The 19,250-nt window shown below is 36.4% G+C and carries 14 protein-coding genes; all 14 read left to right on the top strand.

Annotation, left to right across the window (positions count from 1 at the left end):
* Positions 1-155: 155 nt before the first annotated feature.
* The 14 genes from LV83_RS16315 to LV83_RS16250 all read left to right on the top strand — a co-directional run bounded on the left by LV83_RS16315 (position 156) and on the right by LV83_RS16250 (position 19,179).
* Positions 156-1,799 (top strand): type I restriction-modification system subunit M, encoded by a 1,644-nt coding sequence (locus LV83_RS16315; RefSeq protein ID WP_317046693.1) that lies wholly within the window; start codon positions 156-158, stop codon positions 1,797-1,799.
* 103 nt (positions 1,800-1,902) lie between these two features.
* Complete coding sequence (locus LV83_RS16310) at positions 1,903-3,096, top strand: restriction endonuclease subunit S (RefSeq protein WP_211320492.1); 1,194 nt, start codon at positions 1,903-1,905, stop codon at positions 3,094-3,096.
* Positions 3,096-6,788 carry a YobI family P-loop NTPase gene (locus LV83_RS16305; protein WP_111612629.1) on the top strand — a complete coding sequence of 1,231 codons (3,693 nt, stop codon included), beginning with the start codon at positions 3,096-3,098 and terminating at the stop codon, positions 6,786-6,788. Before LV83_RS16310 ends, LV83_RS16305 begins: the two co-directional genes overlap by 1 nt.
* 27 nt (positions 6,789-6,815) lie before the next feature.
* A complete protein-coding gene (locus LV83_RS16300) occupies positions 6,816-9,986 on the top strand; it encodes a type I restriction endonuclease subunit R (protein ID WP_111612628.1) in 3,171 nt (1,056 codons plus the stop codon).
* Entirely contained in the window at positions 9,983-10,384 is a 402-nt protein-coding gene (locus tag LV83_RS16295) for a hypothetical protein (RefSeq protein WP_111612627.1), read from the top strand. Before LV83_RS16300 ends, LV83_RS16295 begins: the two co-directional genes overlap by 4 nt.
* 292 nt (positions 10,385-10,676) lie before the next feature.
* Positions 10,677-11,402 carry a DUF6088 family protein gene (locus LV83_RS16290; protein ID WP_111612626.1) on the top strand — a complete coding sequence of 242 codons (726 nt, stop codon included), beginning with the start codon at positions 10,677-10,679 and terminating at the stop codon, positions 11,400-11,402.
* A complete protein-coding gene (locus LV83_RS16285; RefSeq protein ID WP_111612625.1) occupies positions 11,399-12,379 on the top strand; it encodes a nucleotidyl transferase AbiEii/AbiGii toxin family protein in 981 nt (326 codons plus the stop codon). Before LV83_RS16290 ends, LV83_RS16285 begins: the two co-directional genes overlap by 4 nt.
* Before the next feature lie 172 nt (positions 12,380-12,551).
* The gene (locus LV83_RS16280) at positions 12,552-13,556 is read left to right on the top strand and encodes a HEPN domain-containing protein (RefSeq protein WP_111612624.1); all 1,005 of its coding nucleotides are present in this window, start codon (positions 12,552-12,554) and stop codon (positions 13,554-13,556) included.
* A 107-nt stretch (positions 13,557-13,663) separates the two neighbouring features.
* Positions 13,664-15,013 (top strand): ApeA N-terminal domain 1-containing protein, encoded by a 1,350-nt coding sequence (locus tag LV83_RS16275; protein ID WP_111612623.1) that lies wholly within the window; start codon positions 13,664-13,666, stop codon positions 15,011-15,013.
* A gap of 401 nt (positions 15,014-15,414) precedes the next feature.
* Complete coding sequence (locus tag LV83_RS16265) at positions 15,415-16,071, top strand: DUF6904 family protein (RefSeq protein ID WP_111612621.1); 657 nt, start codon at positions 15,415-15,417, stop codon at positions 16,069-16,071.
* 158 nt (positions 16,072-16,229) lie between these two features.
* Positions 16,230-16,373, top strand: a complete 144-nt coding sequence (locus LV83_RS21480; protein WP_170124577.1) for a hypothetical protein — start codon at positions 16,230-16,232, stop codon at positions 16,371-16,373.
* A gap of 178 nt (positions 16,374-16,551) precedes the next feature.
* Entirely contained in the window at positions 16,552-17,268 is a 717-nt protein-coding gene (locus LV83_RS16260; protein ID WP_111612620.1) for a hypothetical protein, read from the top strand.
* Between the two features lie 23 nt (positions 17,269-17,291).
* Positions 17,292-18,209 carry a hypothetical protein gene (locus tag LV83_RS16255; protein ID WP_111612619.1) on the top strand — a complete coding sequence of 306 codons (918 nt, stop codon included), beginning with the start codon at positions 17,292-17,294 and terminating at the stop codon, positions 18,207-18,209.
* 274 nt (positions 18,210-18,483) lie between these two features.
* A complete protein-coding gene (locus tag LV83_RS16250; protein WP_111612618.1) occupies positions 18,484-19,179 on the top strand; it encodes a hypothetical protein in 696 nt (231 codons plus the stop codon).
* Positions 19,180-19,250: the final 71 nt, after the last annotated feature.

The following is a 19,250-nucleotide window of genomic DNA, read 5'->3' as shown; positions in this document are numbered from 1 at the left end:
ATTGAGCTTAAAAAGTGACAAATTGCCTTTTCTTAGGGACGAACTTTTATATCTTTAATACTTAATCAATTTCGGAATTTTTTAAATCAATTGTGAGCTTAGTTTTTTGGCTTACCGGAAATTCCGATGCTAATGTAGTATCCTAATAAATACCCATGCCACCAATGGCTAAAAAAGCAGCCCAAAAGAATCAAAAATCCATGGAGGAAACCCTCTGGGATTCAGCCAATAAATTAAGAGGAACGGTAGAGAGTTCCGAATACAAACACGTAGTACTGGGCCTGATATTTCTGAAGTTTGCTTCGGATAAGTTTGAAGAACGAAAGGCCGAACTGATTGCTGAGGGTAAGGAGAAATACCTGGAGATGAAGGAATTCTACAATATGAAGAATGTCTTCTTTCTGGCTCCGGAAAGCCGCTGGAACCATGTCATAGCCAATTCCAAGCAGGATAATATCGCCTTGATCGTCGATACTGCCTTGCATACCATCGAAAAGAACAATCCTTCGCTGAAGGGCGCATTGCCTGACAATTACTTTTCCCGACTCAATCTGGATCCCAGCAAACTAGCCGCGCTACTGGATACAATCAACAACATCGACACCGTAGGAGACGAGGAAGAGGATGTGGTGGGAAGGATTTATGAGTATTTCCTCGGTCGCTTTGCGGCAGCAGAAGGAAAGGGCGGGGGAGAATTCTATACCCCAAAGTGTATCGTAAATCTGATCGCCGAAATGCTGGAACCTTACAAGGGAAAGATCTACGATCCCGCCTGTGGTTCGGGTGGGATGTTTGTGCAGTCGGTGCAATTCGTCAAAAGCCATCAGGGCAATACCAAGGATATCTCCATCTACGGACAGGAATATACCGCAGTTACTTACAAACTGGCTAAGATGAATCTTGCCATCCGTGGCATTTCTGCCAATCTTGGCGATGTGCCTGCCAATACCTTCTTCAAAGACCAGCATCCTGATCTTAAGGCCGATTACATCATGGCCAATCCACCTTTCAACCAAAGTCAGTGGCGGGAAAAAAGCGAACTGGAAGATGATTCACGCTGGGCGGGATTCACCACGCCACCGGCTGGGAATGCCAACTATGCCTGGATTCTGCATATGCTGAGCAAGCTTTCCGAAAACGGAACTGCCGGCTTTGTTCTTGCCAATGGTTCTATGAGTACCAATACTTCAGGGGAAGGAGATATACGACGCGAACTGATAGAAAAGGATATGGTGGACTGCATGATCGCCTTGCCAGGACAATTATTTTATACCACCCAGATTCCGGTTTGTCTTTGGTTTGTGACCAAGAACAAGACAAGAAGACCACATCCAGAAGATCCGGAAAAGGAATTTCGGGATAGGCGAGGAGAAACCCTCTTTATCGATGCCCGCCAAATCGGCAGCATGATTGACCGCACCCAAAAAGAACTGACCAAAGAGGATATCGAGCATATTGCTTCTACTTACCATTCTTGGAGAAACGTCATTGCGAGCGACGAAGGAGCGAAGCAATCTCAATCTCTCGATGGAACAGATTGCCGCGCTGCGCTCGCAATGACGGAATCCTACGAAGACATCCCCGGCTACTGCAAATCCGCCACCCTCTCCGAAATCGCAGCCAACGACTACGTCCTGACTCCCGGTCGCTATGTAGGCGTAGCCGAGGAAGACGACGACGGCATACACTTCGAGGATAAAATGACCGAGCTAACTGTAACACTGAAAAAGCAAATGGCTCAAGCTGAAGAATTAGATCTGGCTATTCGGGAGAATTTAAAGGTATTGGGGTATGAGTGAAGTTTCTAATCATATTAAATTCGGGGAGCTTTACTTAGTTCCTTCTAGGAATGGTCTATCCAAACCGTCCAAAATTCGAGGAGAAGGGATTAAATTCATAAATATGGGCGAGATTTTTGCCTATGACCAATTTGTAAATACTCCAACGGATAGAGTTCCTATTACGGAAAAGGAATGTGAAACTTCTCTTTTAGAACAAGGGGACTTGTTGTTTGCCAGACAGTCATTGGTCTTGAGTGGGGCTGGAAAATGTTCGATTTTTATTCGAGATGATGAAGATATTACCTTTGAATCACATCTAATAAGAGTGCGTTTAATTAAAGAAAAAGCATACCCACTATACTATCATTATCTTTTTAAAAGTCCTTATGGTCGAGGGTTAATTTATACGATTACAGAGCAAGGTGCAGGTCAATCTGGAATAAGAGGTTCTGATTTATCGACACTAAAAGTTCCATTACCCCCTCTCCCCGAACAAAAAGCCATAGCCCATATTTTAGGGACTTTGGATGATAAGATTGAGCTAAACCGTCAGATGAATCAAACGCTGGAAGCCATGGCGCAAGCCTTGTTTAAAAGCTGGTTTGTGGACTTCGATCCGGTGCTGGATAATGCACTGGCATCAAATCAAGAAATCCCTGATGAATTGCAGGCGATGGCGGAGAAGCGAGCGCTTGTTCCAAATTCAAAGAAACTAATCACAAAGTCCCCTGAGCTCGCCGCACTCTTTCCGTCTTCTTTTGTCTTTAATGAAACGCTGGGGAAATGGATTCCTGAGGGGTGGGAGGTGAAGAAGCTTCAAGAATTAGTAAAAGTCAAGTATGGCAAAGATCACAAGAAACTTGAAGAAGGAGATATTCCTTGCTTTGGTTCTGGTGGTATAATGAGATATGTTGAAAAGGCATTATTTGAGAATGAATCAGTTCTAATTCCTCGAAAAGGCACCTTAGATAATGTAATGTATGTCAACAAACCGTTCTGGTCTGTTGATACAATGTTCTATACTGAAATGAATCAGAAGGATTTCGTGAAGTACTTTTTCTACGTAGTGAATAAACTGAATTTTAGTGAAATGAATGAAGGTTCCGCTGTGCCGAGTATGACAACTGCACAATTAAATGCTATGGATATTCTTCTTCCTACTTCAAAAATTCTTTCAGAATTCGAAGCATTAATTTCAAAGTATTTTTCAAAAAAAGAGGGGAACAACTTCCAATCAGAAACCCTTACTCAACTTCGAGATAGATTATTGCTTGAGTTGATTAGTGGGAGGTTGCGTGTTCAAAATTTTAACTAATGTCAGATATGAAGAAATTTTTTAATACCCTTTATTTCCATGTAAGAAAATTTCTAGCGACAAACACCTTTGAAATAGCAAGAAATCTAAATGAGCCCATTCTAAAACAGGAGATCGAAGAAAATCCTCCAATCCTCTCAATGGCTCCAAAGATACTATTGGAAGAAAAGGAACTAAAATTAGTTAATCCATACTTGTCGCATTTGAAGAAAGCAATGTTGGACAAGGATATATTAAATATTGCTATAACAGGCAATTATGGCTCAGGAAAGAGTACAATAATTAAAACTTTTCAACACTTAAACCCACAATTTAAATATCTGAATATTTCTTTAGCTTCATTTAAAGAGGATTCAAATAAAGATGAACTTGAGAAAAAGTTAGAAATAAGCATTCTACAACAAATATTTTATCACGTAGATCCGTCAAAAATCCCAGATTCCAAATTTAAAAGAATTAAAACATATGGATGGGGAAAACTAAGCTTTGTTTCATCGATGTTAATTTTTTGGATTTATTCAGCGTTTGCTATAGTTAACTTTGACTTGTTAAAGTGGCTAAACCCTATAAACTGGAAATTTGATGATAACTTTGAATGGACAACATTTCTATTTTATACTATTTTTATTATAGGTGTGATATTTATAATGAAGGATATTATTAGAATATGGTCGAATTCAAAGATAAATAAAGTGAATATAAAAGGAGAGTTTGAGATTGGAGAGAAAACAATAAAATCAATATTTAATGAGCATTTAGAGGAAATTCTATATTTCTTTGAGAAAACAAACTTTAATACTATAATATTCGAAGACCTTGATAGATTTGAAAATACACAAATATTTACAAAATTAAGAGAAATAAATACACTTTTAAATAATTTTGAATCTATTAAAAACAAAAGAAATATAAAATTTATCTATGCAGTTAAAGACGAAGTCCTAACTGATAAAACTTTAAGGGTTAAATTTTTTGACTTAATTATTCCAATAATCCCATTTATTAATCAGTCAAATGCTTCTGAACAATTAACTACTTTAATTCGGAAAAGTGGATTGGAGAATTCACTTTCCTCTGAATTTACTGATGATGTAATGACTTTTATTAATGATATTGACATGAGGCTATTGATAAATATCTTTTTAGAATATAATGTATTTAAAGAAAGTATGAGTCCTGATTTAAATCAAGATCAATTGTTCGCTTTGGTGACATATAAAAATCTATTCCCTGAAGACTTTGCAAAATTATATAGAAATGAAGGTGATCTATATCAAGTACTAACGGATAAAAATATATATCTTGATTCTATAAAAACAGAGGTAATAAACGAAATTAAATCTGTTGAAAACAAAATTATTGAAATAGAAAAGGAGAAAATTGAGAGTGTGGAGAATTTGAAAAGATTATATTTTTCAAAAATTATAGAAACCTATCCAAATATTTCTGAGATATCATTGTCAATTTTGATTCCAATAGGAGATTTACTTAAAGAAGAAAATTTCAACCAATTACTTGAATCAAATGAAGTGTCCTATTATTTTACTCAATTTCATTCTGACACTCATTACAGAAAAAAAAGAGGTGCCTTAAGATTCTCAGAGATTGAAAACTCAATCAACTCTGAGAAATCCTACAAGGGGAGGATGGAAGTAATTAGAAATAAAGATAAAAATCTTATCAATTTAAGGAATAAACTAGAAACATTAAATAAAGATATAATTGATTTTGAATCTTTAAGTTTGGCAGATATTTTTCAAAAAATATCTTTAGAAGATTTTTTGTTTGGATGCACTGCTAATGATTTAGTAAAGAATTTGATTATCAATGGATATTTAAATGAAAACTATCAAAATTACATTTCGATTTTTCACGATGTAAGCATAACAGAAAGTGACTTTAAATTTTACAATACCCTTTTAACCGGAGGAAAACTTCCTTATGATTATAAATTAAATAAAATTGAAAATTTAATAAAAAAAATTAATTTTAAGTATTTTAAAAGAGTATCTATACTAAATTTTGAAATTTTAGATGAACTTCTTTCTAAGAATAATTTTGATAATCAAAGATCAAATATATTCATATTTTTAAGTAGCGAGAATAAAGATGGTATTAGCTTTATATATCAATATATAAATAGAGGTAAATACCTTAAAGAGTTCTTTTATCATTTGTGCGCAATCTGGAAAGGGTTCTGGGATAATATAATAAGTAGTAACTTTTCTTATGAAACAAAAGATCGTTATTTTGGAAACATTATTGAGTATGGTGAAATAGATGATATAATAAGATTCAATAGTGGGTCTTATAATTTGATTGACTATATTCAAGAAAGAGGTAATTTTTTTAAGCTTGTTAGTGAGTCTGAGAATACGAAAAAAGTTAAAAAAATTATAGATGATTTAGATTTTAAGTTTCTTAAGATTGAAAAACAAAGCTCGGAAAATAAATGGATTTTTGATTATATTTATGATAATAATTACTATGAAATTAATATTTATAATATTTCAGTCCTATTAGATAAAGATTTATATATAGACTCTGTTTATACATCTATTTTTAATTCCAATTTGCTTTCATTGTTGCATTACGTTAAGGTGAATATAAATAGTTTTGTGAAAAATGTTTTAATAATTAGTAGTGAATCTGTTCAAGAATCTGTGGTTGCAATTTTAGATCTTTTAAATAACCCTGATTTATATCTCGATTTAAAACATATTGTTATTAATAAACAAAATGGTTTTATTGAACAACTTTCTGATATTTCTAATTTAGAGGTAAAGAAACTATTATTAAATGAATTAAAAATAATTCCCTATTGGGTAAATGTTTTTGACTATTTTAAATTTCTGGAAAAAGATAAAGGTTTAGATGATGTATTGGTGACTTATCTAAATAATCCAGTTGTATTTGAAAAATTAGCAGATACAAAAATTAACTCTGTTAGTAATGTAACAAATGATGAGATTGAAAGTTTGTCAGAAACAATTCTTAATTCAAAAGACCTAAGTTTTGAAAGTTTTGCGGCAATTAGGAAATCTATTCCTTTTAAATATTCTTGGATTGATTATGGGAGTCTTTCTGAAGAGAAAGTAAAACTTGCAATTGATTCAAAATTAATATACTTAGATATTGATGGAGTTGAAAAATTGTCTGAAATATATCCCGAGCTTAGAATAAGGCTTTTTGAAGGATCTCAAATTGATTTCCTAAAAAGCTATTCTGATTTGGATGTTTCTTCAGAAGAAATTGTACAGCTTTTAGAATCAAATAATCTAGATTTAAGCATAAAATTTGAAATAATCAAAGAAATGGACCAAAGTCTTTTAATAGAAGACCTTAAAATAGCTAGAAGAGCATGTGATATTTTGGCTAACTCCGTGTACTATCCCTTAAGTTTTTCTCAACTTGAATTTATGTTTAAATATAATTTTTATTGGGAGTCAAAAATCAAATTATTGATCATTCACATGGAAAAACTCGATATAGCTGAAATTCGCTCGCTTTCTAAATTGTTAACTTCTGATGGGTATTATTCTGAGTTGTTCGAAAAACAACACAAACCAACATATGATATACATCCACTGAACAAAAAATTCTTTGAATTATTAGAGAAAAGATCCTTTATACGGAGTTTTGACACTAGTCGCTGGAACAAAAACAAATATCGAGTTATTGCTAATTATTAATATCTGGAGCTTTTCTTTCAATAAATAATGAAATTCACCGAATCCCAACTTGAACAGGCCTTTATCTCGCTTTTGGAAGTGCAGGGTTATCCCTATGTGCCGGGTGAGGAGATTAGCAGGGGCAAAGAGGAAGTTCTGATTCGGGTGGATTTGCAGGCATTTCTACAGAAGAAGTATGCAGATCAGAAGATCACTCCGGTGGAGATCTTTGGGATTATCCGGGAGTTGGAGAAGTTGCCAGCTTCGGATCTCTATGAGACGAATAAGACGATCATGAATTGGGTGCGGGATGGTTTTCTGCTGAAGCGGGAAGATCACAAGCAGAAGGATATTTTTATCTCCCTGATCGATTACGAGCATCCTGATAATAATATTTTTAAGATAGTAAATCAGTTGGAGATTCAGGGATTTGAGAAGCGTATCCCAGATGGCATCCTCTATGTAAATGGTTTACCACTGGTGGTTTTTGAGTTTAAGTCAACCATACGGGAGGAAGTAAGAATCCATGAAGCCTATCGTCAGCTGACGGTTCGGTATAGAAAGGATATCCCGGATCTATTTAAGTACAATGCCTTTTGCGTGATCGGGGATGGGGTGAATACCAAGGCAGGAAGTTTTTTTGCTCCGTATGAGTTCTTCTATGCCTGGCGGAAGATTGCAGGTTTGGATCAGGAGATCGATCCCAAGACTGGTCTCTCCACCAAGGTGCATGGTATAGATTCTATGTACACGCTGATTCAGGGAATGCTGGACAAGCATAGACTCTGTGACATTATCCATAATTTTATTTACCTGCCGGATAGCTCCAAGAAGGATGAGAAGATTGTTTGCCGCTATCCCCAGTACTATGCGGCGACTAAGCTTTTTGAGAATATCAAGTTGCATCAGCTTCCCCATGGAGATGGCAAGGGAGGAACTTACTTTGGTGCGACGGGTTGCGGGAAGAGTTTTACCATGCTTTATCTCACCAGACTGCTGATGAAGAGCGTGGACTTTGCCAGTCCTACGATTGTGTTGATTACGGATCGCACCGATCTGGACGATCAGTTGAGCGGACAGTTCACCAATGCCAAGGGTTTTATCGGAGATAATGTGATCAAGTCAGTGAGCAGTAGGGTAGAGCTGCGGGAAGAACTGAAGGGAAGAAACAGCGGGGGAGTGTTTTTGACCACGATTCATAAGTTTAATGAAGATACCGAACTGCTTACCGAGCGAAGCAATGTGATCTGTATTTCGGATGAGGCACACCGCAGTCAGACCAATCTGGATCAGAAGGTTCGGGTGACGGAGATAGGCGTGAAGAAGAGTTTTGGCTTTGCAAAGCACCTCCATGATTCCCTGCCGAATGCCACCTATGTGGGCTTTACCGGTACGCCAATCGATGCGACGATGGATGTGTTTGGGGAGATCGTGGATACCTATACTATGACCGAGTCGGTGATGGATGAGATCACGGTGAGGATTGTCTATGAAGGAAGAGCAGCGAAGGTCTTGCTGGAAAATCAAAAGCTTCAGGAAATCGAGAACTACTACGCCAGTGTCGCCGAAGCTGGCTCGAACGAATACCAGATCGATGAAAGCAAGCGACAGATCACGCAGATGCGGACGATTCTCGGTGATTCTGGACGAATAGAAGCTATCGCAAAAGACTTTGTCAAACACTACGAAACTCGAATAGAAGAGGGAAGTACACTTTTGGGTAAAGCGATGTTTGTCTGTAGCACCCGGGAGATTGCTTACCAGCTGTATCAGCAGATCATTGGTTTGCGACCAGCTTGGGCAGAAGTTTTGTTCGCAGAGCAAGGAGTGGAGTTGACAGAAAAAGACCGTAAAGAATTGAAGCCAATGGCTCGGGTGAATATGGTTATGACCCGAACCAAGGATGATGAGAAAGATCTTTGGGATCTTTTGGGTACGCAGGATTACCGTAAGGAACTTGACCGTCAGTTTAAGAATGGAAAGAGTAATTTCAAGATTGCCATTGTGGTGGATATGTGGCTCACAGGTTTTGACGTGCCATTTTTGGATACCATGTACATCGATAAACCGCTACAGGAACACAGTTTGATTCAGACGATTTCGCGGGTTAACCGGAAATTTGAAGGAAAGTCAAAAGGTTTGGTGGTGGATTACATCGGGATCAAGAAGCAGATGAATCTGGCCCTGAAGCAGTATTCTACGATTGACAGCCAGAACTTTGAGGATATACAGCAATCCATCATTGTGGTGAAAGATCATGTGGACTTGTTGGAAGCGATCTTTCATTCCTTTGATTACAAGCAATACTTTAGTGGTTCACCGCTGGAGCAATTGCATACTTTGAATAAAGCTGCTGAGTTTGTTCAGTTGACACAAAAGCTGGAAAAGCGCTTTATGAATCTGGTGAAGCGGATGAAGGCGGCTTATGATATTTGCTCAGGTTCTGCAGCCTTTACCAATGAAGAAAAAGACAAGATTCATTTCTTTATCGCCGTGCGCTCCATCGTCTTTAAACTCACCAAGGGCGAAGCTCCGGATACGGATCAGATGAATGCCAAAGTGCGGGAAATGATTCAGGAAGCAATACAGAGCGAAGGAGTAGAAGAGATTTTTAAGTTGGAAGAAGATGAGCAGAAAGAGGTGGATATTTTTGAGGCAGACTACCTGGCTAAGATCGATAAGATCAAGTTGCCCCATACCAAGATCAAATTGCTGCAAAAGCTATTGGCCAAAGCCATAGATGACTTCAAGCGGATCAATAAGATCAAGGGGGTGGACTTTTCCAAAAAGATGCAGCATCTGGTGGAGAAATATAATGAGCGGAAGGAAGATGATGTCTTGCGAAGTGAAGTATTGGAAGACTTTACCAATGAGATTATCGACCTGTACTATGCCATGAAAAAGGAGAAGGAGTCATTTACCGAGCTGGGAATTGACTTTGAGGAAAAGGCATTTTATGATATTCTCAAGGAATTGGCCAGAAAGTATGATTTTGTCTATCCCGAGGATAAGCTGGTTCACCTGGCTCAGTTGGTCAAGGATGTAGTCGATGACAAAGCCAAATACACCGACTGGAGCAAGCGGGATGATATCAAGGCAGAGCTGAAGGTGGATCTGATTATTCTATTGGCAGAAAACGACTATCCTCCTGTAGATCGGGATGAAGTTTACAAAGAGATTTTTGAGCAGGCGGAGAATTTTAAGAGGTATCAGAGATGATAGAAAGAGCAAATGCATTTAATACAGGAATTGCTAGTGAATACTTGGTTCTCCATAAATTATATCGGCTAGGATTAGAGGCACACTTAAGTCAAGGGAATAAAAAGTCAATTGATATCAGAGTTGTTCTTAACGATCAAAAAACTTTATCTATCGATGTTAAATCGGTTAGAGGATACTCATCATTAATTGTCAACAATGTAATAGCGCGAGACAATCACTTTATAGTGTTTGTAGTTTATAACAATAAGTTTGATGAGGTTGGAGTAATTCCAGAAATATTTATTGTTCCAAGCCAAGATGTGGTAACACTATTGACAGACTTCAGTGGGCAAAAACGAATAATGAAGGGTAAAATTCTTGATTATAAGGATAAATGGGAAATTTTACGAGGGTGAGTTGGAAGATTTATAAGGATTTCAAGTGATGAAGCAGAGAAAAAATATTAACTTATTCTCGTACACTTTTAGAATTAAGCTTCATTGGTTACCAAACACCGGGCTGGTCTAGACCAGCCCGGTGTTTGGTAACCAATAGGAACATCTTTATACCGACGCTTGCGTCGGTATAAAGATGTTCCTGAGGAAAAAGTTCCAAAAATGATTTTTATTTTTAATTGTAATGTTAAAATGTCCAGTTTTTTAATTAAAAAACTGGACATTTTTGTATTTTTGATGGTGTATAAAACTTATGAAAATCACTGATTATATAGCAGATAGCATTGATAGGCTCTCTAAAGGGTATGTGTTCACCTATGCTGATTTTATGGGGGAGGTGAAAAGTAAAGAGGCTGTCATCAAAGCATTGAATCGGATGGTGTCCGCAGGTAGAATTAACAAACTATCGAAAGGAAAATACTTCAAGCCCGAGAAAACAGCTTTTGGAGAATTGGCACCTCCTCAATATCAGATTGTCAAAGATTTGTTGGAGGAAGACGGAAAGGTCACAGGGTATCTGACGGGGTATAGTATTTATGCGAAACTCGGATTGTCCACCCAGATTGGAAATCTTATTCAGATCGGTAAGAATGAGGTGAGGCCTGAATTCAAAAGAGGGAGATATAAAATTTCCTTCGTTCGTCAGCGGAATACCATTACGAAGGAAAACATCCCTCTTTTACAGATATTGGATGCAATGCGCAATGTCAAAAAAATCCCTGATGCCACCATCTCTGAATCCTGTTTCAGATTTATTGAATTGATTTCGCAATTGAATGAATCGGAAGTGAAAACACTGGTTCGCCTGTCTCAAAAATACCCTCCCTCATGCCGGGCGCTATTGGGGGCTATTTTGGAACAACTCAAACGTATTGAATATTTGAATATGCTTAAGAAATCGCTCAATCCGATTACTCAATATCAGCTTCCTGGTGCAGGAAATGTTTTGTCCACTTCTCAAAATTGGAATATTATATGAATCTTCATGAAAATCCGTCATTATTCCGAGAGGCTGTTCGGTTTACAGCAGAGCAAATGGGGATATTGGATATCTATGTGGAAAAAGACTACTGGGTGACTAAAGCACTGAGTCTTATTTTTTCTGATCCAATCGGCACAGAGGTGGTTTTTAAAGGAGGTACTGCACTTTCAAAATGTTATGGGTTGATAGAGCGATTCTCTGAGGATATAGATTTGGTGGTTCTTTCTAAAGAAGGGGAGTCGGGCAGTAAGTTGAAGGGCAAACTGAAAGCTATTTATAATGTTGTGGAGAGGGTGATGCCTGAAGTTGAGATTGTGGGAGTAACCAATAAGCTGGGGATGATCAGAAAGACTGCCCATGAATATCCGATGATTTTTTCAGGGAAATTTGGGCAGGTCAGAGACAAAGTAATTTTGGAGTCTTCTACACTAGGTCACTATGAACCATTTCACGAGCAGACAATAAACTCTTTTATCTATGATATGATGAGGAGTACTAATCAAAATGAATTGATTACTCAGTATCGTCTAGAACCATTTACTGTTCAAGTACTGGATGTGAAAAGAACCGTGTGCGAAAAGATATTGAGTTTAGTCCGCTTTAGCCATTCTGAAAACCCCATAGCTGATCTGAAAATGAAGATTCGTCATCTTTATGATTTACATAGAATATTGGGGGAGGAAAATATCAGGGCTTTTATACTATCCTCGGACTTTGAAGTGATGATCAATAGGGTAGGGCAGGACGATGTGATAGGATATAGAAGTAACAATTCCTGGCTGAATCTTCACCCTAAAGAGGCTTTGATTTTTGCGGATGTAGAGGAGGTATGGAAAGAACTGGAGCCTACTTATTCTAGAGATTTTAGCGGATTGGTTTATGGAGACTTTCCATTACCACAGGATGTATTGGCTTCTATGAAAATTTTGGCTGATAGACTAGATGAAATTATTTGGGAGGTTAGAGTAGATTGAATTTGGATGGGACGTTTAGGAATGGGCTTGATTGAGGAAAGTAGCTCTAACAACTTGCTGCTAGTATTTTATTTAGACAACTAAGTGGTTTCAGTCCAAAGAGATTATCCATTTCAAGGGTAAGAATTAAGAAGTAGAGTTTAAGTTTGAAATTGTTTTTTAAAAATTATTTATGTCAAAGAGAAACCTGATAAATGAGATTCATTCAGTAAAATCTAGATCTTTTCATAATTCTAGATATGACTATATGCAGAGGGTATTTAGGATTGATGGTGCAATACAGGATTTAGAAGAAAATAATGGAAGATTTAAAAATGAACTCCTTCGCTATATCCCTATTTCAATGGTTGCCTGTTTCGAAGCATTTTTTAAATCAGCAATTCGGGATTTGGTTGATTTTGGCAGCCCATTCAGTGATAATGTTAAAAAATTTAACCAAGCCCAAAACATCAAACTTGATTTTGACGTGTTGGGGGCTATGCAAGCCAAATCTCTTACCATAGGTGAGTTGATTGCTCATATTTTGCCGTTTAACAATTTGCAGGATGTTAATTCAAACATTACTACTTTGATAGGGAAGGATTTTATTTCGGAATTGAAAAAGTTCAAAAAGAAATCGCGATTTGAATCAGAAAATGCATTTAGAAGTGATTTTGTTGATAGAGCGGGTGAAATTTTTCAAAGCGTTGATCGGGTGTATAAAATTAGACATATTTTTTGCCATGAATCGCCTACTGGTTACAAAGTGGATTATGATGAAATAATCCAAGACTACCAAAATTGTAAGGCTTTTTTAGAGCAATCTAATTCATTGATCAATGAGTTTTTGTATCCCGACGCTCCAGAGACGCAGACGGACATGAATATTCTATCCGGACAAAGATTCGAGGAGAAGGAAGTCGAATTGGAGGAACTTATTTCGGAAATAAAATCTAAAAGTTTTGAAGATGAACCTATGTTAGATTTTAATCATGACTTATTTGATGAATGTATGGATAGGTGGAGAGAGTACCGTGAGTCCCATGCGAATTATAAAGCTGATGTTGTTCGTGGAGGAACAATTCAGCCCCTGATTTATGCTCAAGATATGTTCCATACTACAAATCAAAAAATTAAAAGTTTAAGGGAAGAATTTGAATTGGTTTTAAGTAAGAAGAGACTATACTTTTTTGATTGACTTTAATTTTAGAAGCTTTTTAGTTAAGGTTTAGAAATCTTCTAATTAGAGGTTGGCTGTATATTAAGTTTAGTTGAGGGAGGGTTTAACTCTAATAATTTGAATAAATGAGCTCAAAGATTGATTTATCGAAGGCTTACGAAAAGCCTGATAAAAAATGGCGAGCCTACTTATGGAGTCCTGATGATCCAGAAGAAAAAGCTCCCTGTACAATATCAGTTGTTAATGGTAAACCAATTAAGGTTGAATGTTGGAAGAATATCGCAGCATTTGGTCAGTTGTTTTCTGATTTAAATTTTCATAATCCTGTGGATTGTTTGCATGGGCAATTCGAAGATGGAAGAGACTTCTCCTTGTTTTATTTGCAGCTTGAGAATTTCCGTTTGGGAAGTGGGATACCATATGTTTGCTTATTTGGTAAATTTTTGGTGAGAGGAATTCATTTACTTGAAAAAGAGAAGAAAATTGAGGCTCTTTATATTAGGCAACAATATATAGATGAATGGAGTAACAAAACTCCAATTGATGTTAAGCAGTCTGATGATGGTACATTCGGAAGGTTGGATATTCAAGTAGATGTGCCGGAGAAAACGATTCTATTTCAGTCTGATGAAATGGAAGTTTTTTTAGGTCATGAAATTTCATACTCATTGCAGAAAGTTAATAGAATGGTTCTTTATCCATTGCCAAGGCTTGCATTAGTATTTAGTTCTCCGATCCTTTTGGTAAAGGCTTTAGAACTTAGAGAAGCGGTTAAGCATCTTTTGAAATGCTTTATAGGTAATGAATGTGGGATAGTAGAAACAACAGTTAAAACTGGGGATTATCAAATCCAGGAAATTTTTACTTACGAGAATAAATTGAAATTGAATTACAATTCTTTCAATGACCACAATATTTTTCTGAATATGGAAGTGGTTATGTCATATTCAAATTCAATTCTCGACAATTGGTTTAGAATTTTCAGTGAAAATCAAATTGCTATTAATGAATATTACAGGATTTCTGGTGAGAGAACGCTAGTCAATCAACGTGAAATTTTTATGAATGCCATACATGGTGTAGAAATGTTTTATAAAATTTTGGAGATAAAAGTCAAAATCGATCCAAAGTCCACAGGTGGAAAAAAAAAGGGTGAATTATGGAAGAAGTTTGAATCAATGCTTGTAATTCTTAATGACATTATTTGGGAAGTTATTCCTGATAATGAAATCTTTTTAAAGAAAGTCATAGAGACTAGAAACCATTTTTCACACTATAACTTAAAATCAAGAGATAATGATCCTCTAATTATTCCACAGCGCTTATTAGGCGTTTACTCCAAGAGGATAGAGCTTATTTGTAGTTTGTGCCTATTAATACAGCTTGGGCTTCCCGCCGAAATTCTTAAAGAGAGATTTAAAAAGTATCTTCATTTTTTTGTATTGAAAGGAGAAAATAGGTATTTGAAAAATTGAATCACAGGCGGTATGGTCTTAAATAATTTACACGTGTTATGAAGTCGCGGTTCTTTAGAAGTAATATGCCTTTTGGGATAGAAAAATCAGATCAAGGTTATTGGACATCATTCAATAATTATTTCAAGACATTGGAGGATCAAAAACTGACTTTTGTTGATCATGATTCTCTCCCCATATTACAACATCGCTTGGGTTGTAAGTTTGTTGGTCTTGAGGATTCTGACTTGATTGGGATGGCATGCGGCCTTGAAATGGTTCAAAGGGATAATACTGATTTAATTCGCCGGGTCTTCTTTTATAATGATCTTAATAATCCTACCAAAACCAAGAGCACCGAGGATTGGAAGAAGTACTTTTCCAGATTAAAATTGTTGTCTAAATTTTCAATTAATAGATAGATGTTTTATTTAAATCCGACCAAAAGAGGTGTAGGTGTAGAACTATGGGGGACTTCCGCTGATTTGAGGATAATGTACCAGGTTTTTTCAGACTTGTGGGATTTGGATGATGACAAATTAACCGAGAATATTCTAAGTGCTTTTTTATATGAAGTTCGCCATGCGGAACAAGGAGATAGATTAATCCGGGAGAACAGCCATTTTTCTATTGAAAGAGAGTCACATTTTGGTTGTCAAATTTCTTGGGTCCAGCTACTATATTTTATAGCTTTTGTCAATCAAAAGAAATCCCTCCATCCAATGAATAAACTCGTGGACGCAATAATTCTTCAATTAGAATATTGGACAGAGATGGCTTTAGTTGAATACGATGGTAAAACGGGTCAACTGATGCTGACTTATGTGGGCAAATCTCTTGATGGTTCAAATCCCTACCTATATTATTTTATGAGATTGGCCAATCTTAAATTTTTTGAGCTCAAAGGGGGTAAAAGAGCATTTCATCAATTGCCGGAACTGATGAAAGGGGGAGTAAAGGGAACTGTGGCATACAAGACTATTAGAAACAAACTTATAGTAAAAGCTAAAGAATTGGGATGTGATCCGGGTGAACTTGATATGGATGAGGATGATGCAGTGTATGACATTCAATGGTAAGGTCTCCGGATTATACCTGAGTGTAGAAAAGCTGCTTTTTTAAAACTGATTGTGAGACAGTAATTGTCATTATAAGTGAATTGAGTTACAAATTCCTCTACAGATTCCCATAACTTTATCATTATCAGAAAGGTAAACTGTACCAAATCACACAAATCATGGAAACTAGAAACGGTATCAAACCAGGACCAAAGAGAATCGCAGATTCAACAGGAAAACCCGACAGACGGCAACGAGATAATAAGGATACTCCTAGGAATACCCCTTCATTGAAGCCACATAAGCATAAGCAGGGAAAGTAAATGATTCCGCGATTGGATTTTGAAAAATACCTTAATAAAGGGTTTCAAATCTTTAATATTTCCCCCTTCGTGTAGCTGTTCTTATCTACCAAAGCTCTCCTTTCTAAGGTTTTTAAGATCTCAGGATATATTAACTATTATTACCCACCGGCCTTAACTTCAAAACCATATATTACATATGAGTAGGACATTTGCTCAAATAGAAAAAGACGGCTACGATACTTTGACTGAAGAGGAAATTAGCAACTTTAAGAGTACCCTGTTGTTATTTCATAACGCTGTTCATCACAAGTGGCCTAAAGAATGGGGTGAGGCTTCTGATGTTCTTCTTAGAGATTATGGCTGGCACATTCGTTTATGGATGCATCCTAATGATCTGATCCCTTTTATTAAACTCGGGGATGATGAGGTGGACAAATACTTTGTCAGAAAGCTACGCTGGGCCGCTCTTAGAATCCAATGGCAAGCTGGAAAACGATTTCCCCATAGACGGAAGATGATCAACAGTGCTTTCAACGCACATTGGCAAGGCAACTATTTGGCATCGATTCCACTTTTTCTAACATTGTCGGAAGGTCTATTTAGGGAGCTAACCGGTGAAGACCTTTTTTCAAAAAAACCTAAATCTAAGATGGCAGGAGTAGTTAAACGGCGTCAAGAACTGAAAGTCGTTCCAATGATGACCCATATTATTGATGCAGTGAGCAATGGCGACATTATTGGACTTCGCTTCTCTAACGACGAATACCTGAGGTATCCAAATGTTCTAAGTAGGAATAAGATCCTCCATGGAGCTGATTATGCTTATGGTACTAAAGTAAATGCTTACAAAGCCATTTCTCAATTCGAATTTGTGACTGAGAGTGTGCATATGGCATTGACTGGTAAAGAGTAACGACACATGACAAATTATATTAAATGGAGTTCATAACGGAAAAGGGAGAAGAATTTATTTTGGTATCTGATCAAACCCATTTGGAAGAATTAATTACCAGAATTTCTGAGGGAGAACAATTTGCATATCAATTTAAATTTTCCGAAAGAGATTTTTTTATTAAGCTACTGGGATCATTAAGGATTAATTATGAAGACTTTACGACCAAGTACTATCATTTCGATGCAAATAGAAAACTTCACATAAGTGAAAGCGAATTTGGCTATGTATGGATAAGTACCGTGGGTTTAATTGCAAAAAACAAGTCGACTACCAACCGCGCTGTAAATTCGTGTTTAAATCAACATACGGTAATATCAATGCTTCTAAAAGAGTCTATTGAAGTCGTTCAAGACGAAAGGGTTTATGATATCGATTCCTATAATTTTGGGCTTCTTGCCAATTTGTCGCCAGCTATCTATCACAACTTAGCTTTCTATGTGGAAGTTTTCTGCAAGGCTTATTTATCGTTAACAGGTACCCAAGCTCCAAAATCCCATAAATTATCTTTGTTATACCAAAAAACTGTAGAAGCGATGATTAGCAACAGCCACAATGATTCGCTCTTTCAAATATCGGTACTTGAACCACTTTATAGTTTTGTAGAACATCTTGGTAAAATTCCAGGAGACTTTAAAGAACATTTCATTAAATATGATGATAATCCTCAAGATGATACAGTAATTCTATTCGAAGTGCCAAAATTGATCGAAATGACATACCTGCTTGAACTAACTGCTGATTTTATTTCTGACTATTATTACATGGGTGCCGATACTCACTATTTAAGGTCTAATGTGTATCAAAGAATGCTTGACAAGGCAGATACAGAGGAAAAAAAGGAAAGAATTCATGCTTTGTACCCACATCTCGCAAAGAACATTAAATTTCCAAATACATGACATATCTTCAAGAAATGATGTGGATACTACTCAAGTTTTTATCTCACATTCGGGCTTAAATCCGGGAAGTATCAAATACCTTTTGATTCTGATATCTTGATGAATAATAAACAAGTGCCCTTTTCTTCAGAGCTTGTTCCGAAAATCGGGAAGAAGGATAGGATGGGATAGAACAGCCAATTACAAATTGCTTCGGATATCAATTTGGAAATACAAATCCCACTCCGCCATTTATTGCGATTTGAATATCCCAACTCTTAAAAATCGAATATATATGGAAGTGTCTATTTTAAAAGGATTAAGGAATGCATTTACTGTAAATATTGAGTTGCGAGGCTTTGATTATGCTAATCTGAAACCAGAATACTTATTAAAATATAAAATTGCAACCCAAATCAAATCTGATTTTCCTGACTACAAGATTGAATTAGAAGCAAGAACTGAAAAATTTCATCAGAGAAGTTATGAAATTGGGGATTTCATAACAGAACCAAGTTTCTACAACAAATGGGAAATAGAAAGATCTGGTTTTATCGACATCGCAATTTATAATTCGGATTTCAAGGCAATTTGCCCCATAGAAGTCAAATTGATAAATCCACAAAAGATATTAGTTGAAGATGATTTGATACGATTGTTAGATTATCTAAAGGCGTTTGATAGATCTTCGATCACAAGTGCCTACTTTGTCTACATTTACAAAAAAAATATATTTGAAAGTTTAGAGCAGATACAGAAGGATATTGATTCAGCGAAAGTCAGAGCTAAAAATGTGATTTGTAATTTTAGCCATGAAATTAAAAGCAGGTTAGCTTACGATTTTTTTTGTGAATCGATCGGCGAATTCTCGAATTTTGAAAATACCTATGACATGAAGGGTTTAGACCAATTTGAGTTAGGGGAGTTAATAAGAGAAAACTTTCACTATGTTGGTGTGGTAATTAAAATTAAGGTTGTTAAACTATTTTAAATTGGTTCAACCTTAAGTGCTTTTAGTTCTAGGCGATTTATAAACATGAAGAGGCGTGTGAGGTGAGAGTC

Source organism: Algoriphagus yeomjeoni (assembly GCF_003259505.1).
Classification (GTDB): Bacteria; Bacteroidota; Bacteroidia; order Cytophagales; family Cyclobacteriaceae; genus Algoriphagus; species Algoriphagus yeomjeoni.
Note: the sequence above shows the minus strand (reverse complement) of the source record. Positions and strands in the feature narration are given on the sequence as shown.